Raw genomic sequence first — 23,297 nt, forward strand, 5'->3', positions numbered from 1 at the left:
TTCCCGCTCGGGAGCCCTGCTATGCTGCGTATTAGCCAAGAAGCCCTTACCTTTGACGATGTTCTGCTGGTGCCCGGATATTCCGAGGTGCTGCCGAAAGACGTCAGCCTCAAGACCCGGCTTACCCGGCGTATTGAACTGAATATTCCCCTGTTGTCCGCTGCCATGGACACTGTCACCGAAGCCCGTCTGGCGATTGCCATGGCGCAGGAAGGTGGCATGGGCATCATTCACAAGAACATGACCATCGAGCAGCAGGCGCTTGAAGTACGCAAGGTCAAGAAGTTCGAGTCCGGCGTGGTCAAGGATCCGATCACCATCGATGCCAGCGCCACCGTCGGCGACCTGGTCGAACTGACCCGTCAAAACAACATCTCCGGCGTGCCTGTGCTCTCCGGCGGCGACCTCGTCGGTATTGTGACTGCCCGCGACATTCGCTTTGAAACCCGCATGAATGCGCTGATCAGCGATGTGATGACCCCAAAGGATAAGCTGGTCACCGTAAAGGAAGGCGTTAGCGCCGCCGAAGTACGCGAGTTGCTGCACCGCCACCGCATCGAGAAGGTGCTGATTGTGGATGATGCCTTCCGCCTCACCGGCATGATGACCGTCAAGGACATCGAGAAGGCCAAGGCCTACCCCTACGCGGCCAAGGACGACCAAGGTCGTCTGCTGGTCGGCGCTGCGGTAGGTACCGGCCCGGAAACCCCAGCTCGGGTAGAGGCGCTGGCCGCTGCCGGCGTTGACGTGATCATCGTTGATACCGCTCACGGTCATTCCAAGGGTGTGCTGGATCGGGTTACCTGGGTCAAGCAGACCTTCCCCGACATTCAGGTAGTCGGCGGTAATATCGCCACTGCCGCTGCGGCGACAGCGCTGGTCGAAGCAGGCGCCGATGCGGTGAAGGTGGGTATTGGCCCCGGTTCCATCTGCACCACGCGTATCGTCGCGGGCGTGGGTGTGCCGCAGATTTCGGCCATTGCCGACGTGGCCGCAGCGCTGAAGGGCACCGGCGTACCGCTGATTGCCGATGGCGGTATTCGCTTCTCCGGTGACCTCTCCAAGGCGATTGCTGCAGGCGCCTCCGTGGTCATGATGGGCTCCATGTTTGCCGGCACTGAAGAGGCGCCGGGCGAAGTCGAACTGTTCCAGGGGCGCTCCTACAAGGCCTACCGTGGCATGGGTTCAATGGGCGCCATGGCGCAGAGTCAGGGTTCCTCTGATCGCTACTTTCAGGACTCCAGCGCCGGTGCCGAGAAGCTGGTGCCTGAGGGTATCGAAGGACGCGTGCCTTACAAGGGGTCGCTGTCGGCCATCATCCATCAATTGATGGGCGGTCTGCGGGCCTCCATGGGTTACACCGGTGCCAGCAACATTGAAGAGATGCGCACCAAGCCCGAGTTTGTGCGTATTACCGGCGCTGGCATGAGTGAGTCGCACGTGCACGATGTGCAGATCACCAAGGAAGCACCTAACTACCGTATCGGCTGAGTTATTTCCGCTGAACGGGTGAAGCTGAAGGTGGGGTAGAGGGGCAGGGTATCCTTGATACCGGGCACGCTATCCGGCCTTCAGCTTTGCAGTTTCAGCCCTATGTCATTTTCCCGAGGAAGGCCCATGTCCCTGCACGACATTCACGCTCACCGCATTCTGATTCTTGATTTCGGCTCGCAGTACACCCAGCTGATTGCTCGCCGCGTGCGCGAGATCGGCGTGTACTGCGAAATCCGCGCCTGGGACATGACCGAGGCAGAGATTCGCGAATTTGCGCCCAAGGGCATCATCCTTGCCGGCGGGCCGGAGTCGGTTACCCAAGAAGGTTCGCCGCGTGCGCCTGAGGTGGTCTTCGAGCTGGGCTTGCCGGTGCTGGGTATCTGTTACGGCATGCAGACCATGGCCGAGCAGCTGGGCGGCAAGGTGCAGGGATCCGATAAGCAGGAGTTTGGCTATGCGCGGGTCGACCTGGTCGATCAGGGCGCTTTCCTCAAGGGCATCGAAGACGCGGTCAGCGACACCGGCATCTTTGGTCTGGACGTATGGATGAGCCACGGTGACAAGGTCATCAGCCTGCCTGAGGGATTCCACATCCTGGCCAGCACGCCAAGCTGTCCGATCGCCGCCATGGGCGACGAGAGCCGGCATTTCTATGGCGTGCAGTTCCATCCGGAGGTGACCCATACCAAGCAGGGTCTGCGCATTCTGTCGCGTTTCATTCTTGAACTGTGTGGTTGCGAAGCGCTGTGGACGCCCTCGAACATTGTGGAAGACGCCATTGCCACTGTGCGTGCCCAGGTGGGTGATGCCAAGGTGCTGCTTGGGCTTTCTGGCGGTGTCGACTCCTCTGTGGTCGCAGCGCTGCTGCATGAAGCCATCGGCGATCAGCTGACCTGCGTGTTCGTCGACAATGGTCTGCTGCGCCTGCACGAAGGTGAGCAGGTGATGGCCATGTTCGCCGAGAACATGGGCGTGAAAGTCGTACGCGCCGATGCCGAAGACAAGTTCCTGTCGCGCCTGCTGGGTGTGACCGACCCGGAAGAAAAGCGCAAGATTATCGGCCGTACCTTTATCGAAGTCTTCGATGAAGAAGCCACCAAGTTGCAGGGCATCAAGTTTCTGGCGCAGGGCACCATTTACCCGGATGTGATCGAGTCTGCCGGCGCCAAGACCGGCAAGGCACACGTGATCAAGTCGCACCACAATGTGGGTGGCCTGCCGGACGATATGCAGTTCGAGCTGGTTGAGCCGCTCCGCGAGCTGTTCAAGGATGAGGTGCGCAAGATCGGCCTGGAGCTGGGCCTGCCCTACGACATGGTTTACCGTCACCCCTTCCCAGGGCCGGGGCTCGGGGTTCGTATTCTGGCCGAAGTGCGCAAGGAGTACGCCGACATCCTGCGCCGCGCCGATCACATCTTCATTGAAGAGCTGCGCCGCGCCGATCTGTACCAAAAGACCAGTCAGGCCTTTGCCGTGTTCCTGCCGGTCAAGTCGGTTGGCGTGGTTGGTGATGGCCGTCGCTACGAGTGGGTGATCGCACTGCGTGCAGTGGAAACCATCGACTTCATGACCGCGCGCTGGGCGCATCTGCCCTACGAGTTTCTGGAGCTGGTATCCAACCGCATCATCAACGAAATCAGCGGTGTATCGCGGGTAACCTACGACATCTCCAGCAAGCCGCCGGCGACGATCGAGTGGGAATGATCTGAATCGGCAGGGTTAAAAAGGCCGCCTCGTATGATCCGAAGCGGCCTTTTTTTGGTCCACGGAATTCTCCATTTACTGATTCTGTCGTTGGGTCAGCGCCGGCGGGCGGCAAGGCGGTCCTTGCCCGGAGGCAGGCCAAACAGCCGTGAATACTCGCGGGTAAATTGCGAGATGCTTTCATAGCCAACCTCGAATGCTGCGCGACTGGCCGTCAAGCCGCCTGCTTGCAGCAGACGCCTGGCTTCGATCAGGCGCAGCTGCTTCTGGAACTGTAACGGCGACAGTGTGGTTGCGGTGCGAAAGTGCTGGTGAAACGCCGAGCGGCTCATGCCGGCAGCAGTGGCGAGACGGGTTACCGACAAGGTCTGGGTGTAGTCAGACCTGATCAGCGTAACGGCGCGTGCGATACGCCGCACATGGCTGTCTGGCAGCCCGAGTTGCCGCACGCCCTCGCCGTGCCGGCCCATCAGCAGCCAATGGTGTATCTCGCGTAGCAGCGAGCCTTTCAGTGCGGCAAAGGTGTGCGGCCGATCCAGTGATTGCACCAGTCGCCGCACGGCATCTTTGAGTTCGTGCTCAGCTTGCGCGCGTTCTATCTGAGTAATTGGCTCGTCCGGGTTGAGAAGCGTCAGTTCGGTGATCAAGGGAATATCCAGCTCGATTGCCACAGCCAGGTACGGCGCGGCTGCGCTGGCCACCACAATGCGGCTGAGGGTCGGCAGGTTGCTGCTCACCAGCATGCTGTCGCCAGCGGTAAAGCGATGTTCGGTTGTACCGATGCTCACCTGTTTGCAGCCCTGCAAGACCAGACACAGCAAAGGTCTGACCAGGGCGTGCTCTAGTTTGCTGGGGGCAGGGGTGCGCACCAGCGTCAGGCCTGGCAGGCTGGTCTGCGTCAGCCCATCGGCAGCGACCTGGGTTCGGGTGTAACGCTCTACTGCCTGCAAGAGGTCATCAGTCATGCTGCATTCTTATCTGGCTTGAATCCTTGGTTAAAGTCGTTTTGGATGATTAGGCAAATAATCGCGACGTTGTGGCAGCCTGTATCCTTGTGTCGAATCTAGAGTGACATGGCAGTCAACGTCAATCTGGAGATTATTATGCAAGACAAGACTACGCCAAGTATTGCCGCAACAGGGTCTAGAGCTGCGCCGGATGCGGCTTCCCATGCTGGGGTTCAGGTCCTGGGTGAGCAGGGCAGTGAGGGGCGCAAGGCCTTTTACATTCATATCGAGGCGTTGCCCGGTAAGGAACAGCAGGTCATGCAGATGTTGCAGGATATTCGTGATTGCGTAGAGCACGAGCCGGCGACGGGGCCCTGGTTCGCGCTGCGGCTAGCGCCTACCACCTTTGGTATCTTTGAAGCCTTTCCTGATCTGGCTGGGCGTCAGGCGCATGTGGAGGGCGGTGGTGGCGACATCTTTCGTGACCTGGCGCGCATGAATGCGATCCTGGCTTTTCCGGCGCAGGTGCACAGGGCGGATGTGCTGCTGAGCAAGGACCGGTTCAGCCACTTGTTGTCGTAGGGTGCGTTGCTGTCGTCGGACAGCTGCTGTTTGTGGCGGGCAATGACAAACAGCAGCAAACGGCGCCAACGTGGCTATAATTGCGCAGGTGTCCAGCAGACTACCGCCAGCCCTCTGCAGCGGCGTGTGGTAGCGCATCAGGGACGGACAGCAAGGCAGGAACGGTCAGCTACAGGAGCTGCACGGTTGCTACATATCAGGGGCGATAGGGTCTTGAAACCATTCATCTGGCTGCTTTCGGCCTGTCTCATGACGGTGCTGGTCGATGCGGGTGCAGCGACTGCAGAGTTTACCGACTGCCGTGACGAGACGACCTTGTTACGTTCTCTTGAGCGCGAACGTGCCGAGGTTAACGCGCAGCGCCGGGTATTCGATTCCATTTATGCCGATCAGTTTGCCACTGACCTGACCATAGAACAGGCGATGGCGCCCACTTCTGCGCAACTGGAACAATGGGACTGGCCTGAGCAGATTGACTGCCCTTCACTTGAAGAGCAGTACCAGAGTGCACGCGCCAGTCTGCTGCGCTCGCAGCAGCGGCTCAGCCGCCAGCAGACGGCCTGGCTTGATCAGCCTGAGGCCGCCCGCGACGCGCTGAGTCGGGTGTGGGAATCGCGCCAGCGCCTGGCGGCGCAGGCCGACGCGCTGCGTGCAGCCAGCGAGTCGGATAAAAGCCCGGCGGCGACCGTCAGCCGTGCGGCTGCCGAGCAGGTGCAGCGGCAACTGAGTGAGCTGCGGCGCGAATTTTTCACTCAGATATCGTTTCTGCCTCGTGACGTGACACCGGGGCGTATCGCTGAGCTACTCACCCTGTGGCGACAGTCCTACGAAATTCATCCTGCTGACGGGCAGCCGGATGCCCAGACGCTGGCCGCCCTGCCGGCCGCGCAACAACAACTGCTGATCGATTACTTCCGCTTAGCGCAGCACGATGTATTGGTGCAGCGTAATGCGCTCAACAGCGTGCGCGGCTGGCTGTGGCAAGCGCGCGCCCCGGTCTTTGCGCAGCTTGATCCGCGGGAGACGCGCCATCTGCTGTCCGAGGAGATGCGGGCGTTTACCACTCGCTTGACCTGGCTGTTCAGCGATGTGCGCCTGAGCTATCGGGACACCGGCGGGGCGGGGCGTGGAAACGCACTTTGGCTAACCCTGATGGAGTATCTGTTTGGCATTCTGGCCGCGGTTGCGCTGGTGCTGCTGGCGCGCGCTTCGGCGGCGCCGGCGGCGCGGCTGCAAAGCCGTTTTGCGCACTGGAGCCGCAAGCGGCGGCTGGCGTCCAGAATAAGCAGGGTCACCGCCAGTTTGCCGCTGCTGCTGCCCTGGCTGGTGGGGCTGCTAGGCCTGCAGGTGCTTTACGAGCTGTATACCCACTATCATCTGGCCTTGCTGACCCTGCTGACGCCGCTGGCCCGGCTGTTCATCCTCTATGGACTTCTTTGTCTGGCAGGGGAGTGGCTGTTGCAGCGCATCGCCCAGCAGGCCGGCAGCTTTCTCAATCAGGAGCACTTGGCCCAGGTTCAGCGCGCTGCGAGGGTATCCGCCGCGGTGGTGGTGCTGTTTCTGCTGGCCAAAGATTTCGTTGCGCTGGGCGTAGGCCCCTCGAGCTTGCTGGACTGGTGCTATGTACTCAGCCTATTTGGCATGTTGCTGGCGTTGGGCTTGCTACTGCGGTGTCGGCGGCAAGACTTTATTGATGCACTCAAGTCGGTGCTTCCATCGCGCTTCGATCACGCCCTTGAGCTGCTACTGAGTGAGCGCTATTTTCTGTTGATAGCACCGATCGCAGCACCGCCACTGCTGGTGGCGCTGTTGGCGAGCTTTATGCACAAGTCGCTGTTCGACTACGATTGGTATCGTCGACTGTTCGCCCGTAGCTTCAAGCTGCGCGCCGCCGCTAACGATAGCGCTCAGGCGGAATTGAAAACTGACGCGCAGGCGCTGGAAGGCTACGAACACTGGTTTCTGGAGACAGACGATGCGCAGATACCCTTTATCGATTCCGGCTTGTACACCCTGGTGCGCAAAGGGGTGGATAACTGGTTGAGCGATAAAAGCAGCGAGAACTCGCTGCTTTTGACCGGTCCGCGTGGCGCCGGCAAGTCCGCGGTGTTGAAGCAGTTGATACAGGACCTTGGCGACGAGCAGGACGATTTTCAGGTGCGCCTTTGCGATGTGGCTGACAAGCTCTGTACCCGTGAAGAGATGTTGTCGCTGCTGGGTGAAGCGCTGCAGTGCGATCTTGCTGCGGGGCCACCGGCGCTGGTGCGTACCGATGCCGAACGGCAGCCCACGCTGATCATTCTGGATAACGCGCAAAACCTGTTCCTGCGCCGAGTGGGCGGGATGAGTGGCTGGGAGACGCTGCTGGGCTTGGTCAACACGCGCATTGAGAACGTGTTCTGGCTGGTGGTCATCAATAACCAGAGCTGGGCCTATCTGAGCAATATCTACGGTGGGGATTACCAGTTCCGCAAGGTCCGCACGACCCGTCGCTGGTCACAGAACGAAGTACGCTCGCTGATCCTTTCGCGCAATCATCTGAGCGGCTACAAGATCCGCTACGACGATATCCTGCTCGCTACCCGCGGCCCTGAGGCTGGCAATATCCGTAACGCCGAGCAATTGTATTTCAGCCTGCTGTGGGATGCCTGTCAGGGTAATCCGCTACTGGCGCTGCGGCTTTGGCTGCGTTCCATTCATCTGCAGGGCAATACGGTTGTAGTGGGGCTGCCGGACGAGGTCTCCGCTGCGGCGCTTGAGCAGCTGGATAACGACCTGCATTTCGCGTACGCGGCCATAATGATTCATGAAAATATGACCAGCGACGAGTTGGTTGCGGTGACGGCATTGCCGGAGCGAGTGGTTCGAGCCGCGCTGAAGACTGGCTACGACGCTGGCTTTCTGCAGCGCTCGGAGAACAAGCGTTATCGCATCGTACCGCTCTGGTACCCTCCCATCATGAGGCTTCTGGCCAGGAAGAACCTGTTGCATGAATGACGACAATCTTGCCAGTCAGCTATCTACCTTCGTAGATATGTTCAACGCAGGGACCATTTTCCTGCTGTTCTTCTGCATCTTTGTGTTGTGGCTGATCAATTGGTTGATCCGCCACATGATGGGGCGGGTGATGACGCGGTTCCCGTCGCGCCGCTTTGCGATCATGCAGCTCACCACCTTGCTCAGCTTCGTGCTTTACATCATCGGCGCGGTGGTGCTGGTGGTGGGTGTGCTGCGCCCGCCGCAGGAGTTTCTGATTGCTATCGGTGGCTCCGCTGCGGTCGCGGTAGGTTTTGCTCTCAAGGACGTCGCTGCCTCGCTGATTTCCGGTTTGATCCTGCTGTTTGATCGCCCGTTTCAGGTCGGTGATCGCGTGACGTTTGATAATGTGTATGGCGAGATCATGGCGATTACCCTGCGCACAGTCCGCTTGCGTACGTTGGACGACAACATCGTCACTATCCCGAACTCGCGTTTTATCACCGATGTGGTGGCCTCGGGTAACCTCGGTGCGATGGACATGATGGTCGTCACCGACTTCCATCTGGCGCTCGATGCCGACATCCAGCAGGCGCAGGACATCGCCCGCCAAGTGATCGTCACTAGCCGATTTGCCTACCTGAAGAAGCCGGTGACCTTTGCGATTGAAGAAGTACAGGTGGCCGAGCGCCTCGCTATTCGCTTGCGGGCCAAGGCCTATGTGCTGGATGTGGATTACGAGAAGGCGTTCCAGAGCGATGTGACGGTGCGCACCTCGGCGCTGTTCCGGGAGCGTGGGGTCTTGCGGCCAGCGGGCTGACCGATGAGATTGCCGCCCGTCAGGGCGGCAGCTGAGTCACTGGATGGCGCTACTGCGGCTGTTGGCTCTGCGCCGGTTGCATGGTGGCAAGCTCAATGCGGCTCCAACTGATCAGCTCGCGCGCCAGCTGATCTGATGCGGCGCCCAGTCCTTTCACTACCGCCGGTACCTGTGGATCATCCAACGACTGCTCCAGCTGAAAGTGCTTGGCGGCGATGACGCGGCGTGTGGAGGGGTCGACAAGCTTGGCATCCAGTGTCACGTTGACCTGCGGCTTGCCGTTCAAATAAACCGTCTGGAAACGTCGCAAATCACTGTAAAGGTGGACGTCGCTTTCCAAGGCCTGATTTTCGTTCGTGACTGTGGCGAAGCTACCCTCTTGCTGGAATGCTTGAATCAGGTGCTCGCGCAGTAGGGCAGGATTGGGGTCGGTCCAGCGCGCGCCCTGATAGCTGTTGAGGGTGTTTTCATCCGGGCTGACCATGATGCGCGGGGCCTGTAATGCGTAGCTGGCGTCGGGGGTTGTGATCCGCAGCGAAAGAGGTAGCGGCTGTGCCTGGCTCGCTGTTAACTGCGGGCTCGGTAGCCGGTAGAAGGTAATCGGCTCTGCCTCGGGCAGCACAGAGCAGGCACTGGCCAGGCTGAGTAGCAAGGTGCCGGCACCGAGCTGCAGCATGCGATGGGCAATCATGGTTGAAACTCCTGTTTGTTCTCACGCCCCAGCAAAAAGCGGGCGGGATCGTCCTGCAGGCGCCGCGTCAGCAGGCGCAGTTCGGCGAGCGTTGAACGCAATTCGTTGATAGCCGGGTCAAGTTGACCGAGTCCCTGCATGCCGCTTGAGAACGCCGCCTGGTTGTCGGTCAGGATCTGCTCCAGGGTGGCGCTCGACTTGGCAACTGAGGCCATTGCCTCTTCCGCGCTGTTGAGGGTTTGCGCACCCTGATGGGTAACCAAACGATCCGCATTGGCAATCAGTTGATTGCTTTGCTCCAGCGCGGCCTTGGCGGCGCGGCTGGTTTCGGTCAGTTCAACCAGAAGTTGCTGCAAGTTGCCGTCAGGGTTGGAGATGCTATCAGTGGCCTGGTGTAGCCCTTCCAGGGTTTGGCTCAGGTGCTCGACGTTTTCCTCGGACAGAATATCGCGGGCACTGACAATCAACTTGTTGATGTTGGTCATCAGGTCTTCGCCGTTGGCCAGCAGGCTGGAGATGGGCGAAGGTTTGGCCGGAATCACCGGATCCTCGCCGTTCACGCCCTCTAGGGGCGGACTATTCAACTTGTCGTGACTCAGTTCGATCACTGAGTTGCCGGTAATGCCAGTGAAAGACAGGCTCGCCGTAGTGCTTTGCTTGATCGGTACGCTGGGATCAATGCGAATGCGCGCGCGCACTTTGCGCGGATCTTCTTTGTCGAGCGTCAATTCGGTGATGTCGCCAATGCGAATGCCGCTGAACTGCACGGCGCTGCCGCGTGACAAACCAGTGACCGCCTGTTTGAACAGCACGGTGTAGTAACGGTACTCGCTGCTGGTGCTGGAACTGCTCATCCAGATGGCGAAGCTGATGGCGGCGAGTGCCGAGAGCACTGTAAACAGCCCAATCAGTACGTGGTGGGCGCGGGTTTCCATGGTCTAGTTAGACTCCGGGGTAAGGGCTTGGTGGCTGGCGGCGGCTGCTCGGCCGCGGGGGCCATGAAAATAGTCCTGAATCCAGGCGTTGTCCGTCGCGCTTACGCGCTGCAGGCTATCGGCCACCAATACGCGTTTTTCCGATAGTACCGCAACGCGGTCGCAGATGGCGTAGAGGGTGTCGAGGTCGTGGGTGACCAGAAAGACGCTCAGTCCGAGGGCGTCACGCAGGGTTTTTATCAACTGGTCAAAGGCGGCTGCGCCGATCGGGTCCAGGCCGGCGGTCGGCTCATCCAGAAACAGAATATCCGGGTCGAGCGCCAGGGCTCGGGCGAGTGCGGCGCGCTTGACCATGCCGCCAGACAGCATTGAGGGGTACTTGTCGCCAGCCTCTGGCGGGAGGCCGGTGAGCGCCACCTTCATGCGCGCCAGATGCTCTGCATCCGGGCGACTGAGGCCTGCGTGCTCAATCAATGGCAGGGCGATGTTTTCCAGTACGGTCAGCGAGGAAAACAGCGCGCCGGCCTGAAACAGCACGCCAAAGCGGCGCTCCTGTTGCGAGCGCTGTTCCGGCGACAATGTTTGCAGGTCCTTGCCAAACACCTTGACCGAGCCTGCATTGGGACGGCGCAGACCTACAATGGAGCGTAGCAACACCGATTTACCGGTGCCGGAGCCACCGACTACACCGAGAATTTCGCGCGGGTAGATGTCCAGGTCCAACTGGTCATGAATGGTTTGGCTACCAAAGCGATTGACCAGGCCGCGCACCGCAACCAGCGGCTCTTTGTTTTGTGTCTGTGCGCTCACCAGCCCATCTCCATGTAAAACAGGGCCGCCAGCGCATCGACCAGAATAACCACGAAGATGCACTGCACCACGCTGGAAGTGGTGTGCTCGCCAACAGATTCAGCGCTCCCGCTGACCTTGAAACCCTCCAGACAGCCTATGACGGCGATCAGGAAGGCAAAGACCGGCGCCTTGGCAATACCGAGCAGAAAATGCCTGAGCTCGATGTTCTGGTGCAGCATACTCAGGTACATGGTCGGCGAAATATCCAGCGACATTGCGCAGACCATGGCGCCGCCAAACAGGCCGGAGAGCATGGCGATGAAGGTTAGCGCGGGCATGGCGATCAGCAGTGCCAGCACGCGTGGCAACACCAGAATCTCCAGCGGGTTCAGTCCCAGTGCTCGAATGGCGTCGATTTCTTCGTTGGCTTTCATCGAACCGATCTGTGCGGTGAAGGCGCTGGCGGTGCGGCCGGCCATCAGAATGGCAGTCAGCAATACGCCAAATTCACGCAGAAAAGAGAAGGCAATCAGATCAACTGTGTAGATGCTTGCGCCAAAGGACTCCAGCACGGTGGCGCCGAGAAACGCGATCACGGCGCCCACCATAAAGGTCAGCAGCGCAACGATGGGGATGGCATTGAACGCGGTCTGTTCGATCTGCGCGACTATCGCAGTCAGCCGCCAGTTACCGGGCCGTAACAGGTTTCTCGCCAGGCTGCTGAGTGTCAGTCCGATAAAGCCCAGCAGCTCGATCACGTGGGCGTAGAGACCGGCCATGGAGGCGCCAATACGCTCAAGCAGGGAAATCAGCAGCAGCGGCTCTTTTTTTGTGGGGTCCGGTTGGTCACCGCAGCTGCTGGCGATGCGCTGCAGTAGGGTGCGCCGCTCGCGGCTCAGATCAGCGCTGTTCTGCGTTGCTTGCTGCAGCTGCTCGGGGCCCAGCAATTCTGCCAGTAGCTGGCCGCCGGCTGTGTCCAATCCCGCCAGCCCGCTGAGGTCTACCGCGCTGAAGGCCTGGCGCTCGGTCGCAGGAACCTGGGCGATCAAATCGCGTAACTCGGCGTAGTGCTGGAGGGTCCAGTCACCGGCGATTCGTAACGAGTCAGAGGGGGCTTTGGGCAGGCTGAAGAAGGCGGTTTCGGGTATCGGCATGGAGTGGGTTGCCCGCGCTGATGTCAGCGCGGGTCATGGCCTCAGGGCTTGCGCTTGATGCCGTAGTCTTCGGACAGGGTGCCGGGGCCGGCACCGTCCTTGGGGGCGTAATCGCGTGGTGGTTCGAGACTGTCGAAGGCGCCTTCATGCTGCTTGCGGCTGCCGGGCGCAATGGGGGCATCCTGATCCAAGGCGGCGAGCAGGCGCTGGCGCGTCATGTCGTCGGGAGCAAGCTCCATGGCGCCGTGGGTCAGGTGCTCCTGAATGTCCTGATAGCTGCGATTGAGGCGGCCAGCCAGATTTGCCGTGGTTTTAAAGTGCGCGGCAACCTCTTGCTGATACTCTTCAAAGCGTAGTTGCAGACTCTCTAGCTGAGCCTGGGAGCTGGATGAGTTGCCGCCGCTGACGCGCCGCGACACTTGGGCCAGTACTACGCCGATGATGACGCCTACTGCCAGGGCAATGGCTGTTGCTATCCAGAGATTCTCGCTTGCTTCCACCTTGGGTCCCTCGTCTATCGGTTGATGCTGCCAGGCAATGGTACTTTTGCTGTCAGAGCATGGTCTTACGGTAACGACATTTACTGGCCAAGGCTAGTGTCTATATCGCTACCGAGCGTTCTATTCGGCGTCCTCTGCGTGGTCTTGGCTACAGCAGGCGTGCAGCTTGCCAGTGGCGGTGGCCTGAGGTCAGAATATCCTACTTGGAGCGCCGGCGTTGTCGGCAGTTCCGCATGTGCGACGCCATTCATGCAGTAGTAGTCACGGAGAACGCCATGAGCCGTCCAGGCGAAGAGCAGGTAGTCATCGAAGGGCCGGCAGGGCCGCTGGAAGCCATCCTCACCCGTGGTGAGCGTCCAGGCCTGGTTGCGATCATTTGTCACCCCAACCCGGTGCAAGGTGGGACGCTGCACAATAAGGTAGTGCACACCTTGATGCGCGCCGCCCGCGACGAGGGGGCGACGACCTTGCGCTTCAATTTTCGCGGGGTTGGCAACAGCGCTGGCGAGCACGATTACGGCGTTGGCGAGGTAGATGATTGCATTGCCGTCATCGATTGGGCTCGCCGCGAACTGCAGATGGAATCGCTCTGGCTGCTGGGATTTTCTTTCGGCGGTTATGTGGCCGCCGCCGCGGCCTCGGCGTTGGCGGCATGGCCGCAGCGGTTGATCTTGGTGGCGCCTTCAGTGGAAAAGCAGCGTTTTGCCGATTTGAAACCGTTAGCTGGGCCTGCGGTCGTGATGATGGGCGAAGCAGATGACGTGGTCGCGCCAGAGGCGGTCTACGCTGCCTTCGCGAATGAGGCCGGCTCGACGGTGCAACGTTTTGCCGACACGGGGCACTTCTTTCACGGCCAGTTAGTTCCGCTGAAGGCCGCGGTTGAGCAGGCCCTTGGCTAGCTGCCCGATTGCCAAGGTGGGAGCGGGCGAGTAGAGTATCGCACCCGTCGTACTCCCTTTGGTAACAGCGTATGTCTCCCCTTGAGCGTTACAAGGCGGACCTTCAGCGTCCGGACTTCTTCCATGACCCAGCCCAGGAAAAGGCAGTTCGCCATCTGCAGCGTCTGTTTGATGAGCTGATCGCCAGTGAGCAGGCCAAGCCCGGGTTGCTCGGTCGCTTGCGCGGCAAAAAGCCCGAGCCGGTGAAGGGGCTGTACTTTTGGGGCGGCGTAGGCCGCGGCAAGACGTATCTGGTCGATACCTTTTTTGATGCGCTCCCTTTCGAGCGCAAGATGCGCACGCACTTTCATCGCTTTATGCAGCGCGTGCATCAGGAACTCAAGGTGATGAAGGGCAAGAAGGATCCACTCAAGCTGATCGCGGCGCGTTTTGCTGAAGAGGCTAGGGTGATCTGTTTTGACGAGTTTTTTGTCTCTGATATTACCGATGCGATGATTCTCGGCAGTCTGATGGAGGAGCTCTTCGCACAAGGCGTAACTCTGGTAGCGACCTCCAATATTGTTCCGGACGGTCTGTACAAGGATGGTCTGCAGCGCGCGCGCTTCCTGCCGGCGATCGCGTTGCTGAACAGTCAGACCGAGGTGGTCAACGTCGACAATGGAGTGGATTACCGTCTGCGGGCGTTGGAACAGGCCGAGCTTTATCACTGGCCGCTCGATTGTGAGGCCAATGCCAGCTTGCGGCGCAGCTTTGATAGCCTGGTCCCCGATATGGATGAGGTGGTTGAAGGCGAAGAGCTGATGATCGAAAACCGGGGGATCAAGTCGCTCCGAGTCTGTGAAGACGTTGCCTGGTTTGAGTTTCGTGCGCTATGCGATGGTCCGCGCAGTCAGAATGACTACATTGAACTGGGTCGTATCTTTCACGCGGTATTGATTGCCAACGTCGAGCAGATGGGTGGCAGCAAGGACGACATGGCGCGTCGCTTCATCAATTTGGTGGATGAATTCTATGACCGCAACGTCAAGCTGATCATTTCGGCAGAGGTTGAGCTCAAGGATTTGTATACCGGTGGTCGGCTGGAGTTTGAATTTCAACGCACTCTCAGCCGGCTACTGGAAATGCAGTCACACGAGTTTCTGGCTCGTGCGCACAAGCCCTGATCATTCCTCGTTCTGGCGCTGGTACTGGCGGCGGTACTGGTTGGGGGATAGCTCGGTGTGCTGGCGAAACAGCCGCGCAAAGAAGCTGGCGTCGTCGTAGCCTACATCGTAGCTGATGGTCTTGATACTTTGCCGGCTGGTGCTGAGCAGCGCTTTGGCCATTTCAATGCGCAGCCGCTGCAGATATTGCAGGGGTTTGTCGCCGGTGGCCTGCTGAAAGCGCCGCATGAAATTGCGAATGCTCATGCCATGCCGGCTGGCTACATCCTCAAAGCGGAATTTCTCCGCAAAATGTCCTTCCAACCACTGTTGAATCTGCAGGATTGCCAGGTCCTGATGCATTTTCTGCCCGCCGAAGCCGATCACCCCGGGTGAGTAGCTGCGCTGAACTTCGTAGAACACATCCCGCGCGACAGTCTGCGCCACTCCTGGGCCGCAAAGCCGTTCGGCCAGATGCACAAAAAGGTCGCGCCCGGAGCTAATGCCCGCTGCGCAGAGTACGGCACCAGCGTCGGTCAGGTGCTTGTCACGTTGCAGCTCCACTTTTGGGAAGCGCGCGCTGAACTCACTGTAGTAGCGCCAGTAGGTGGTGGCTTCGCGGTGGTCGAGCAGTCCGGCCGCTGCAGCCCAAAAGGCGCCGTTGGCCACGGCACCGATCAGCGCGCCTTCAGCGTGGGCGGTCTTGAGCCAGGGTAGTACAGTCGGGTAGCGGGTCAGTAACTCGTCGAAGTTACCCCAGAATGCCGGCAGGATGATCAACTGCGGCGCGGTCTGGTCGATACGCGTCTGCACCGGCAACGGATCTTGGCTGAAACTGGTCGCCGGGCGTTCGTCGGGCGCGGCTATCAGAGTGCTGAAGCTGGGGGTCAGGCCAAGGCCGCGCTGGCGGCCGTCGTTCAGGCTGGCCATATAAAAGAAGTCTTTTGCCTGCATGACAGTAGAGGCGATGGTGCAGTCGGTGGCGAGGATGGCGACCTGCTGCAGTGTATGCGGAGCTGGAGCTGAGGCGGGCATGCGTATTATCTTGCTGTGCTGTATCGGCCAAGCGCGGCAGAAATGCCGTGTTGTGTCCAGAGTGTGGCTTGCGCTGAGGGGTGCGGTCAAGCACATGATCCTCGCTTGAGGATCATGTGCCAGAGGGGGAGCTTGGTATTACGGGGCGGGGTTTGGCTGGCTCTGGTGAATCTCGGCGATCGCCTGCAGGATGCTGTCGGTCAGCCCCATGTTGACGCTGCTCAGGTTGCGATTGAGCTGGTCCATGTTGGTGGCACCAATAATGTTGCTGGTAACAAAGGGCTGGCGCGTTACAAAGGCCAGCGCCATTTGGGCCGGATCGAGACCATGGTCGCGTGCCAGTTGGACATAACGCGCGCAGGCCTTCTGGGCTTGCGGGTTGCTGTATCGGTTGAAGCGGGTAAACAGTGTCAGGCGACCCTTTTCGGGCTTGAGGCCATTGAGGTATTTGCCGGTAAGGGCACCAAAGGCCAAGGGAGAGTAAGCCAGTAGTCCGCAGTGCTCGCGCATCGACATTTCTGCCAAGCCGATTTCATAGGTGCGGTTCAGCAAGTTGTAGGGGTTTTGAATCGAGACCACGCGCGGCCAGCCACGGGCTTCGGCCAGCTGCAGAAACCGGCTAACGCCCCAGGGCGTTTCGTTGGATAAGCCGATGTGGCGAATCTTGCCGGCTTTTACCTGTCGGTCCAGCGCGTCGAGTGTATCTTCGAACGGGGTCAGTTCGTCGTCGACGTGGTGCTGATAGCCCAGTTGGCCAAAGAAGTTGGTGCGGCGATCAGGCCAGTGCAACTGATAGAGATCGATATAGTCGGTCTGCAGTCTCTGCAGGCTACCGTCCAGTGCGCTGTCGATATGTTCGCGGGTAAAGCGGGTGCGACCGTCACGCAGGTAGCTCAAGCCATTGCCGGGGCCGGCAATCTTGCTGGCCAGTATCCACTTATCGCGTTCGCCGCGCTGCTGGAAGAAGTTGCCGATGATGCTTTCGGTAGCGCTGTAGGTGTCTGCCTTGGGCGGAACTGGGTACATTTCCGCGGTATCGATAAAGTTGACGCCTGCATCGCGCGCGCGGTCGATTTGGGCAAAAGCATCAGCTTGCGAATTCTGCTCACCCCAAGTCATGGTGCCGAGGCAAAGGGCGCTGACTTTCAGATTGGTGCGGCCGAGGGGGCGGTATTGCATGGCGTGCTCCTTGGTTGCCGAAGTGTGGGCTCATTATTGACCATGGATCCAAATAAAGGTTGTATTTTTTCAACGCCTTGGCATAATGCCCGCCACTTTCGACAGGATGCCTAGCCTGTCGTTGTTGTTTACAGCGCAGATGCCACCCAGACCCACGCAGCCCCCACTGAGTGTCTGTTCTAGGCTTTGTTGTCTTGTAAAAACACATTTCATTCTGTAAGATTCGCCGTCTTCTTTATAGAGCGGCCTCTGAGGCTAGGATTAATGAAAACCTTCAGCGCAAAAACTGAAACCGTAAAACGTGATTGGTACGTAGTTGACGCCAATGGTCTGACCCTGGGTCGTCTCGCTACCGAGATTGCTTCACGTCTTCGCGGTAAGCACAAGCCCGAATACACCCCGCACGTCGATACCGGTGATTACATCGTAGTCATCAATGCCGAGAAAGTGCATGTGACCGGTAACAAGACTCAGGACAAGATCTACTACAGCCACTCCGGTTTCCCGGGCGGTATCAAGTCGATCAACTTCGAGAAGCTGATCCAGCGTGCTCCTGAGCGTGTGATTGAGAGTGCCGTAAAAGGTATGTTGCCGAAGAACCCTCTGGGTCGTGCCATGTATCGCAAGATGAAGGTCTACAAAGGCTCAGTTCATCCGCATGCTGCACAACAACCCCAAGAACTGAAGATCTAACAGGAGTTCACTATGTCGGCGACACAGAACTACGGCACCGGCCGTCGTAAAACCGCCACCGCTCGCGTATTCCTGCGTCCGGGTTCTGGCAACATCTCTATCAACAACCGCAGCATCGACGTGTTCTTCGGTCGCGAAACTGCTCGCATGGTTGTTCGTCAGCCGCTTGAGCTGACCGAGAGCACCGAGAAGTTTGACGTGTACGTTACCGTCAGCGGCGGTGGTATCTCTGGCCAGGCTGGCGCCATCCGTCACGGTATTACCCGTGCACTGATGGAGTATGATGAGACTCTGCGCGGCGCACTGCGTAAAGCGGGTTATGTTACCCGTGACGCACGTGAAGTTGAGCGTAAGAAAGTGGGTCTGCGTAAAGCGCGTAAGCGTCCTCAGTACTCCAAGCGTTAATCGGCTTTTGCCGTTCAAAGCGCCCGGGCTTCCGCTGGAAGTGCCGGGCGTTTTTGTGTCTGCGGCAAGGTGTCGCAATGAACTATGCTGTCTGAAGCGGTTGAATGGCGCGGCATTCGGTATAGTGTCTGCCTGCCTTGGAAGTGGATATCACCTTGTCAAAAAAGGGGTTTTTCATTACCATCGGTTTCATTTTGTGCAGGCAGTATAAAACTTGAAAAAGGCCTTGGAAAAGGTCTGAAATTAGCTGATGGGAGACGACTGGATGAGTAATGACGGCGTGAATAATGGCCGGCGTCGCTTCCTGGTGGCCGCCACGAGTGTGGTAGGTGCCGCCGGAGCAGTAGGGGTAGCAGTCCCCTTTGTGGGATCTTGGTTCCCGAGCGCCAGAGCCAAAGCGGCTGGTGCGCCGGTGAAGGTGAATATCAGCAAGATCGAGCTGGGGCAGCAGATCGTTGTTGAATGGCGCGGTCAGCCAGTATTCGTCTCTCATCGTACGCCTGAAGCGATCGCTCTGCTGGATGACACCGATTCCGAGGTGGCTGATCCGCAATCCGAAGCCTCCTCTCAGCCGGATTATGTTGATGGCAAGACCCGGGCGATCAAGCCTGAGCTGCTGGTCGTCATGGGTGTGTGTACGCACCTTGGCTGCTCTCCGTTGTTCAAGCCGGAAGTCGCTTCTGCTGACATGGGCGCCGACTGGAAAGGTGGCTACTTCTGCCCTTGCCATGGCTCGCACTACGATATGTCTGGCCGCGTTTTCAAGGGGCAGCCCGCACCGCTGAACTTGCCAGTGCCTCCTTATAACTACGAGTCTGATGACATTATTGTGATCGGCGTGGATCAGGAGAGCGCTTGATGAATAAGTTGATGCAGTGGGTCAATGAGCGGATGTCGGTCAATCAGGTGATGGAAGATCACCTGACCAAATATTACGCTCCCAAGAACTTCAATTTCTTTTATTTCTTCGGCTCTCTGGCGATGCTGGTACTGGTTAACCAGTTGATCACCGGTATCTGGCTGACCATGAGTTATGAGCCCTCCGCCGATGGTGCATTCGCTTCAGTCGAATACATCATGCGGGACGTGGAATATGGCTGGTTGTTGCGCTATTTGCACTCGACCGGTGCTTCTGCATTCTTCGTGGTGGTGTATCTGCACATGCTGCGTGGCTTGATGTACGGCTCTTATCAGAAGCCCCGCGAGCTCATCTGGCTGTTTGGTATGATGATCTACCTTGTGCTGATGGGTGAAGCTTTCATGGGCTACCTGTTGCCGTGGGGGCAGATGTCCTACTGGGGGGCCCAGGTAATTATTTCCCTGTTCGGTGCTATCCCGTTCATTGGTCCTGATCTGGCGCAGTGGGTACGTGGTGACTTCCTGATTTCCGGTATCACCTTGAATCGCTTCTTTGCGCTGCACGTCATTGCGCTGCCGATCGTATTGCTGGGGCTGGTTGTGCTGCACATTATTGCGCTGCACGAAGTTGGGTCCAACAATCCGGACGGGATCGACATCAAGAAGTACAAGGATGAGAACGGCAAGCCGCTCGACGGCATCGCTTTCCACCCTTATTACACCGTGAAGGACATCGTCGGTGTTGTGGTCTTCCTGTTCATCTTCTGCGGGATCGTGTTTTTCTTCCCTGAAATGGGTGGTTATTTCCTGGAGAAGCCGAACTTCGAACTGGCCAACCAGTTGAAAACGCCTGACCACATTGCGCCGGTGTGGTACTTCACACCTTTTTACGCGATTCTGCGTGCGGTGCCCTCTATTGCGGGCTCGGCTTTCCCTGGCGTTGTCGCCATGGGTGCAGCAATTGCGGTGCTCTTTGTTCTGCCTTGGCTGGACCGTAGCCCGGTTCGTTCAATCCGTTATAAGGGTTGGATGAGCAAGCTTGCGCTGTTCGTATTCTGCGTGGTCTTCGTGATTCTCGGGATTCTGGGTGCTGTGCCCTCTACTCCAACACTGACCTTGCTATCGCAAGTTTGCACCGTACTGTATTTCGCGTTCTTCATCCTGATGCCTTTCTATACAAGCATGGAGAAGACCAAACCGGTTCCGGAGAGGGTTACTGGCTGATGAAAAAACAATTGATTGCCCTGCTTTTTGCGCTGGTTCCGGCGGTCTCCATGGCTGCTGGCGGACACGGCGTCGAGTTGGATGAGGCTAATATTGACCTCACTGACAAAGCCGCGTTGCAAGATGGCGCGCGCACTTTCGTCAACTACTGCATGGGGTGTCACGCAGCGCAATACCAGCGTTATGAGCGCGTCGCCAACGATCTGGGAATACCGGAGCAGTTGATGCTGGATAATCTGGTGTTCACTGAGGGCACCCTGATTGGCGAGCACATGAAAAACGGCATGCGCCATGATGACGCCAAGACCTGGTTCGGTGCAGCGCCGCCGGATCTGACCTTGGTGGCGCGTGTACGTGGCGCCGACTGGCTCTACACCTACCTGCGTACCTTCTACGAAGATCCGCAGCGTCCTTTGGGGGTCAACAACAAGGTATTCCCGAATGTGGGCATGCCTAACGTGATGGCCGAACTGCAGGGGCGTCAGGTTGTAGGTTGCAAGGCCATGCCGGTAAAAAATCACGACGGCAAGGTCATGCGCGATACGCTGACGGGCGACGTCATGAAGGAAGAGCAGTGTGATGTTCTGACTATCGTGCCTGAGACCGGAACGCAATCCGAGGAGGAGTTCGATACCACGGTGAAGAATCTGGTAACTTTCCTTGCCTACTCGGCCGACCCGGTCAAGCTCGAGCGTCAGCGCATTGGTGTTTATGTTCTGCTGTATCTGGCCTTCCTGTTCGTGTTTGCTTACCTGCTGAAGAAGGAATACTGGCGCGACGTGCATTGACAGCCGGTATTTGCTGATGATCGGTGCGCGCCCTTTGGGGCGCGCACTTGTTTCTAGGGTATAATGCCGTTTCGTTTGCGCGAGCAGAGGCTCGCGTTTTCTTGTGTTTCATGCTGCATTCAGTGTGCTTGCCGCAGTCCGCTAAAGGATGAGGGTTGATTTATGGGCGTCACCGCCAACAAGCGTTCTTCGATGGCTTTTTTCTCCGATCCACGTGATCACTACTGTCACCGCGTACGTATCGTACTGGCGGAGAAGGGTGTCACCGTCGATGTGGTTGATGTAGAGCCTGATAATCACCCGCAAGAGCTGGCTGAAACCAACCCTTACAACAGCGTGCCAACGCTGCTGGATCGTGATCTGGTGCTCTACGAGCCCAACATCATGATGGAGTATCTGGATGAGCGCTTCCCGCATCCTCCTTTGCTGCCTGTGTATCCGGTTGCGCGTGCCAATAGTCGTCTGCTGATGTATCGCGTGCAGCGGGATTGGTGCCGCCTGGTGGATCTCATCGTCGATGCGAAAAGTGCGCCTGCTGCCGTTACCAAGGCCCGCAAAGAGTTGCGCGAAAGCCTGACAGGTGTCGCGCCGGTATTCGCCGAGATGCCGTTTTTCATGAGTGATGAATTCAGCTTGGTCGACTGCTGTATCGCACCTATTCTCTGGCGCCTGCCGGAGTTGGGTGTGGAGTTGCCCAAGCAGGCAAAGCCTCTGCAGGATTACATGGATCGTGTATTCCAGCGTGAAGGTTTTATCGCCAGTCTTTCTGCTGCCGAGAAGGAAATGCAGTAACTCATTCGACGCAACCAGAGGAGCAAGGCATGACGGAGATGAATTCCAGTCGCCCCTATCTGATTCGAGCGCTGTATGAATGGATTCTGGATAATCAGTGCACGCCTTATTTGTTAGTCAATGCCGGTTTTCCGGGTACGGCGGTGCCGGAAGGATTCGTCGAAGATGGGCAGATAGTACTTAATCTGTCGCCCAGCGCCGTACGCCATCTGGACATGGATAATGAGCGTATCTGCTTCGATGGTCGCTTTGGTGGTGTAGCGCAGCAGGTATGGCTTCCGGCAGAGGCTGTCATGGCCATATACGCGCGTGAGAACGGCCAGGGTATGGTGTTTGAGGTGGAGCCGCTGAGTCCCCCTCCTGGGCCTGGCGACGGCGCCGACAGCCCAGCCAAGGCGCCGACTAAGCCGGAAAGTGGTCGGCCTGCATTGAAGGTCGTGAAGTAGACACTCTTTTCAGTCGGTACAAAAAAGCGCCATCCCCAGTTTGGGAGGTGGCGCTTTTTTGTGGGTTTTTAAATGCTTTAGTTGATGTATTCGAACAGCTTGACGATGCGCTGCACACCGCCGACCTGCTGGGCTTCAGCGACGGCCATGTTGGCCTCGGCCTGGCTGACCAAGCCCATGAGATAGACCACCCCGGCGACGGTGACCACCTTGATGCGACTGCCCGGAATATTGCCGTCAGTCAGCAGTCGCGCCTTGAGGTTGGCGGTTATCAGTGCGTCCTGATTGCGTGCCAGCAGGGATAGCGGGGCAATGGTGCTCAGCTCGTTGTGTACCACTTTTACACGCTGGGTGTTTTTGGCGGCTTCGCCAGCTAACGCGATGAGCTCCTGGCGAGGCACTTGGCCAGCAAGAAGCACGACGCCGTTATAGCTGGTGACCGATATGCGTCCTTGCCTCTCGATGTCGGGATGCGCCTTGTTGACGTTGACCGAGACCTTGGTTTCGATGAACTGGTCATCAATGCTGCTACCAAGGGTCCGGGTGCCGCGATCGTCCTCGATTGGGGTGTCGCGGGCTGCGGTGAGCACGCTGGTGCAGCCGGTCAGTAATACAAAAGCAGTTACAGCGAACAGACGGATCATTCCTCGCTCCCAAACAATTGACGGTCAATCAGGTCGCACAGGCAGTGGATGGCCAGCAGGTGCACCTCTTGAATGCGTGCAGTAGAACGCGCCGGCACGCGAATCTCCACGTCCTCGGGTAGCAGCAGCGAGGCCATGGCGCCGCCATCGCGGCCGGTCAGCGCAACCACCAGCATTTCGCGGTCGTGCGCCGCCTGGATAGCCTGCATGACGTTGGCCGAGTTGCCGCTGGTAGAGATAGCCAGCAGGATGTCGCCCGGCTGGCCTAGGGCGCGAATCTGCTTGGAGAAGACTTCTTCGTAGCTGTAGTCGTTGGCAATCGAAGTGATGGTCGAGGCATCGGTAGTCAGCGCAATTGCAGGTAGGCTGGGCCGCTCGCGCTCGAACCGGTTGAGCAGCTCGGAGGAAAAGTGCTGTGCATCACCGGCGGAGCCGCCGTTGCCGCAGGTTAGGATCTTGCCCTCGTTGAGCAATGCATTGACCATGGCTTGGCTGCCTTGCTCAATGCTTGGACCGAGCACATCCATGGCGCGGGTTTTGGTCTCGATGCTATCGGTAAACAGCTGTCTGATTCTGTGTTGCATGTCCATAGGGGAA

24 protein-coding genes are annotated in these 23,297 nt (G+C 58.5%); 14 read left to right on the forward strand and 10 right to left on the reverse strand.

The features are described 5' to 3' along the window. Positions 1-21: 21 nt before the first annotated feature. Together guaB and guaA are read left to right on the forward strand one after the other, a co-directional pair. A complete protein-coding gene (gene guaB, locus V7747_RS08320) occupies positions 22-1,491 on the forward strand; it encodes an IMP dehydrogenase (RefSeq protein WP_335615583.1) in 1,470 nt (489 codons plus the stop codon). Positions 1,492-1,617: 126 nt separating this feature from the next. Further along, positions 1,618-3,198: a glutamine-hydrolyzing GMP synthase gene (gene guaA / locus V7747_RS08325; RefSeq protein ID WP_335615584.1), complete on the forward strand. Its 1,581-nt coding sequence runs from the start codon at positions 1,618-1,620 to the stop codon at positions 3,196-3,198. A 95-nt stretch (positions 3,199-3,293) separates the two neighbouring features. On the opposite strand, the gene V7747_RS08330 is transcribed toward guaA, so the two are convergent. Then, on the reverse strand, positions 3,294-4,163 hold the full coding sequence (locus V7747_RS08330) for an AraC family transcriptional regulator (RefSeq protein WP_335615585.1): 870 nt from the start codon (positions 4,161-4,163) through the stop codon (positions 3,294-3,296). Positions 4,164-4,301: 138 nt separating this feature from the next. Between V7747_RS08330 and V7747_RS08335 the strand changes: the two genes are divergently transcribed. The 3 genes from V7747_RS08335 (at position 4,302) to V7747_RS08345 (ending at position 8,523) form a co-directional block, all read left to right on the forward strand. Further along, a complete protein-coding gene (locus V7747_RS08335; RefSeq protein ID WP_335615586.1) occupies positions 4,302-4,727 on the forward strand; it encodes a putative quinol monooxygenase in 426 nt (141 codons plus the stop codon). A 213-nt stretch (positions 4,728-4,940) separates the two neighbouring features. After that, positions 4,941-7,724: an ATP-binding protein gene (locus V7747_RS08340; protein WP_335615587.1), complete on the forward strand. Its 2,784-nt coding sequence runs from the start codon at positions 4,941-4,943 to the stop codon at positions 7,722-7,724. Further along, a complete protein-coding gene (locus V7747_RS08345) occupies positions 7,717-8,523 on the forward strand; it encodes a mechanosensitive ion channel family protein (protein WP_335615588.1) in 807 nt (268 codons plus the stop codon). The genes V7747_RS08340 and V7747_RS08345 overlap by 8 nt, the downstream gene beginning before the upstream one ends. Positions 8,524-8,572: 49 nt before the next feature. Here V7747_RS08345 and V7747_RS08350 read toward each other — a convergent pair whose 3' ends face one another. From V7747_RS08350 to V7747_RS08370, 5 genes are read right to left on the reverse strand one after another with little or no spacing between them, the layout of a single operon-like run. After that, complete coding sequence (locus tag V7747_RS08350) at positions 8,573-9,214, reverse strand: ABC-type transport auxiliary lipoprotein family protein (protein ID WP_335615589.1); 642 nt, start codon at positions 9,212-9,214, stop codon at positions 8,573-8,575. Then, on the reverse strand, positions 9,211-10,149 hold the full coding sequence (locus V7747_RS08355; protein WP_335615590.1) for an MlaD family protein: 939 nt from the start codon (positions 10,147-10,149) through the stop codon (positions 9,211-9,213). Before V7747_RS08355 ends, V7747_RS08350 begins: the two co-directional genes overlap by 4 nt. A 3-nt stretch (positions 10,150-10,152) precedes the next feature. After that, entirely contained in the window at positions 10,153-10,959 is an 807-nt protein-coding gene (locus V7747_RS08360) for an ABC transporter ATP-binding protein (RefSeq protein WP_335615591.1), read from the reverse strand. Then, complete coding sequence (locus V7747_RS08365; protein WP_335615592.1) at positions 10,956-12,095, reverse strand: MlaE family ABC transporter permease; 1,140 nt, start codon at positions 12,093-12,095, stop codon at positions 10,956-10,958. Before V7747_RS08365 ends, V7747_RS08360 begins: the two co-directional genes overlap by 4 nt. A 41-nt stretch (positions 12,096-12,136) precedes the next feature. Then, complete coding sequence (locus tag V7747_RS08370) at positions 12,137-12,595, reverse strand: YhcB family protein (RefSeq protein ID WP_335615593.1); 459 nt, start codon at positions 12,593-12,595, stop codon at positions 12,137-12,139. 275 nt (positions 12,596-12,870) lie between these two features. Between V7747_RS08370 and V7747_RS08375 the strand changes: the two genes are divergently transcribed. Both V7747_RS08375 and zapE read left to right on the forward strand, forming a co-directional pair. Then, positions 12,871-13,494, forward strand: a complete 624-nt coding sequence (locus V7747_RS08375) for an alpha/beta hydrolase (protein ID WP_335615594.1) — start codon at positions 12,871-12,873, stop codon at positions 13,492-13,494. 71 nt (positions 13,495-13,565) lie between these two features. Beyond that, a complete protein-coding gene (gene zapE / locus V7747_RS08380) occupies positions 13,566-14,657 on the forward strand; it encodes a cell division protein ZapE (RefSeq protein ID WP_335615595.1) in 1,092 nt (363 codons plus the stop codon). Here the strand turns inward: zapE and V7747_RS08385 are convergent, their stop codons facing one another. Then, positions 14,658-15,671, reverse strand: coding sequence for a GlxA family transcriptional regulator (locus V7747_RS08385; protein ID WP_335615596.1), 1,014 nt, complete (start codon positions 15,669-15,671; stop codon positions 14,658-14,660). A gap of 138 nt (positions 15,672-15,809) precedes the next feature. Beyond that, the gene (locus V7747_RS08390; RefSeq protein ID WP_335615597.1) at positions 15,810-16,850 is read right to left on the reverse strand and encodes an NADP(H)-dependent aldo-keto reductase; all 1,041 of its coding nucleotides are present in this window, start codon (positions 16,848-16,850) and stop codon (positions 15,810-15,812) included. A 264-nt stretch (positions 16,851-17,114) separates the two neighbouring features. On the opposite strand from V7747_RS08390, the gene rplM reads away from it, so the two are divergent. The 7 genes from rplM to V7747_RS08425 all read left to right on the forward strand — a co-directional run bounded on the left by rplM (position 17,115) and on the right by V7747_RS08425 (position 22,056). Next, on the forward strand, positions 17,115-17,543 hold the full coding sequence (gene rplM / locus V7747_RS08395; RefSeq protein WP_335615598.1) for a 50S ribosomal protein L13: 429 nt from the start codon (positions 17,115-17,117) through the stop codon (positions 17,541-17,543). Between the two features lie 12 nt (positions 17,544-17,555). After that, complete coding sequence (gene rpsI, locus V7747_RS08400) at positions 17,556-17,948, forward strand: 30S ribosomal protein S9 (protein WP_092285575.1); 393 nt, start codon at positions 17,556-17,558, stop codon at positions 17,946-17,948. Between the two features lie 265 nt (positions 17,949-18,213). Beyond that, positions 18,214-18,807, forward strand: coding sequence for a ubiquinol-cytochrome c reductase iron-sulfur subunit (petA, locus tag V7747_RS08405; RefSeq protein WP_335615599.1), 594 nt, complete (start codon positions 18,214-18,216; stop codon positions 18,805-18,807). Then, positions 18,807-20,030, forward strand: a complete 1,224-nt coding sequence (locus V7747_RS08410) for a cytochrome b (RefSeq protein WP_335615600.1) — start codon at positions 18,807-18,809, stop codon at positions 20,028-20,030. Before petA ends, V7747_RS08410 begins: the two co-directional genes overlap by 1 nt. Continuing rightward, the gene (locus V7747_RS08415; protein WP_335615601.1) at positions 20,030-20,818 is read left to right on the forward strand and encodes a cytochrome c1; all 789 of its coding nucleotides are present in this window, start codon (positions 20,030-20,032) and stop codon (positions 20,816-20,818) included. Before V7747_RS08410 ends, V7747_RS08415 begins: the two co-directional genes overlap by 1 nt. Before the next feature lie 162 nt (positions 20,819-20,980). Next, the gene (locus V7747_RS08420; protein WP_335615602.1) at positions 20,981-21,610 is read left to right on the forward strand and encodes a glutathione S-transferase N-terminal domain-containing protein; all 630 of its coding nucleotides are present in this window, start codon (positions 20,981-20,983) and stop codon (positions 21,608-21,610) included. Between the two features lie 38 nt (positions 21,611-21,648). Next, positions 21,649-22,056, forward strand: coding sequence for a ClpXP protease specificity-enhancing factor (locus V7747_RS08425; protein WP_335615811.1), 408 nt, complete (start codon positions 21,649-21,651; stop codon positions 22,054-22,056). Positions 22,057-22,133: 77 nt separating this feature from the next. Here the strand turns inward: V7747_RS08425 and V7747_RS08430 are convergent, their stop codons facing one another. Then, complete coding sequence (locus V7747_RS08430; RefSeq protein ID WP_335615603.1) at positions 22,134-22,700, reverse strand: BON domain-containing protein; 567 nt, start codon at positions 22,698-22,700, stop codon at positions 22,134-22,136. Then, positions 22,697-23,290: a phosphoheptose isomerase gene (locus V7747_RS08435; protein ID WP_092285563.1), complete on the reverse strand. Its 594-nt coding sequence runs from the start codon at positions 23,288-23,290 to the stop codon at positions 22,697-22,699. The genes V7747_RS08430 and V7747_RS08435 overlap by 4 nt, the downstream gene beginning before the upstream one ends. Positions 23,291-23,297: the final 7 nt, after the last annotated feature.

This window comes from Halopseudomonas sp. (assembly GCF_036960865.1).
Classification (GTDB): Bacteria; Pseudomonadota; Gammaproteobacteria; order Pseudomonadales; family Pseudomonadaceae; genus Halopseudomonas.

What these genes read in the sequence shown, in the direction of transcription:
- V7747_RS08330 (WP_335615585.1), bottom strand. Translation starts at nt 4,163, where the DNA reads ATGACTGATGACCTCTTGCAGGCAGTAGAGCGTTACACCCGAACCCAG.
- V7747_RS08335 (WP_335615586.1), top strand. Translation starts at nt 4,302, where the DNA reads ATGCAAGACAAGACTACGCCAAGTATTGCCGCAACAGGGTCTAGAGCT.
- V7747_RS08425 (WP_335615811.1), top strand. Translation starts at nt 21,649, where the DNA reads ATGAATTCCAGTCGCCCCTATCTGATTCGAGCGCTGTATGAATGGATT.
- V7747_RS08375 (WP_335615594.1), top strand. Translation starts at nt 12,871, where the DNA reads ATGAGCCGTCCAGGCGAAGAGCAGGTAGTCATCGAAGGGCCGGCAGGG.
- zapE (WP_335615595.1), top strand. Translation starts at nt 13,566, where the DNA reads ATGTCTCCCCTTGAGCGTTACAAGGCGGACCTTCAGCGTCCGGACTTC.
- petA (WP_335615599.1), top strand. Translation starts at nt 18,214, where the DNA reads ATGAGTAATGACGGCGTGAATAATGGCCGGCGTCGCTTCCTGGTGGCC.
- rpsI (WP_092285575.1), top strand. Translation starts at nt 17,556, where the DNA reads ATGTCGGCGACACAGAACTACGGCACCGGCCGTCGTAAAACCGCCACC.
- V7747_RS08345 (WP_335615588.1), top strand. Translation starts at nt 7,717, where the DNA reads ATGAATGACGACAATCTTGCCAGTCAGCTATCTACCTTCGTAGATATG.
- V7747_RS08435 (WP_092285563.1), bottom strand. Translation starts at nt 23,290, where the DNA reads ATGGACATGCAACACAGAATCAGACAGCTGTTTACCGATAGCATCGAG.
- V7747_RS08430 (WP_335615603.1), bottom strand. Translation starts at nt 22,700, where the DNA reads ATGATCCGTCTGTTCGCTGTAACTGCTTTTGTATTACTGACCGGCTGC.
- rplM (WP_335615598.1), top strand. Translation starts at nt 17,115, where the DNA reads ATGAAAACCTTCAGCGCAAAAACTGAAACCGTAAAACGTGATTGGTAC.
- guaA (WP_335615584.1), top strand. Translation starts at nt 1,618, where the DNA reads ATGTCCCTGCACGACATTCACGCTCACCGCATTCTGATTCTTGATTTC.
- V7747_RS08420 (WP_335615602.1), top strand. Translation starts at nt 20,981, where the DNA reads ATGGGCGTCACCGCCAACAAGCGTTCTTCGATGGCTTTTTTCTCCGAT.
- V7747_RS08410 (WP_335615600.1), top strand. Translation starts at nt 18,807, where the DNA reads ATGAATAAGTTGATGCAGTGGGTCAATGAGCGGATGTCGGTCAATCAG.
- V7747_RS08365 (WP_335615592.1), bottom strand. Translation starts at nt 12,095, where the DNA reads ATGCCGATACCCGAAACCGCCTTCTTCAGCCTGCCCAAAGCCCCCTCT.
- V7747_RS08350 (WP_335615589.1), bottom strand. Translation starts at nt 9,214, where the DNA reads ATGATTGCCCATCGCATGCTGCAGCTCGGTGCCGGCACCTTGCTACTC.
- guaB (WP_335615583.1), top strand. Translation starts at nt 22, where the DNA reads ATGCTGCGTATTAGCCAAGAAGCCCTTACCTTTGACGATGTTCTGCTG.
- V7747_RS08415 (WP_335615601.1), top strand. Translation starts at nt 20,030, where the DNA reads ATGAAAAAACAATTGATTGCCCTGCTTTTTGCGCTGGTTCCGGCGGTC.
- V7747_RS08390 (WP_335615597.1), bottom strand. Translation starts at nt 16,850, where the DNA reads ATGCAATACCGCCCCCTCGGCCGCACCAATCTGAAAGTCAGCGCCCTT.
- V7747_RS08385 (WP_335615596.1), bottom strand. Translation starts at nt 15,671, where the DNA reads ATGCCCGCCTCAGCTCCAGCTCCGCATACACTGCAGCAGGTCGCCATC.
- V7747_RS08355 (WP_335615590.1), bottom strand. Translation starts at nt 10,149, where the DNA reads ATGGAAACCCGCGCCCACCACGTACTGATTGGGCTGTTTACAGTGCTC.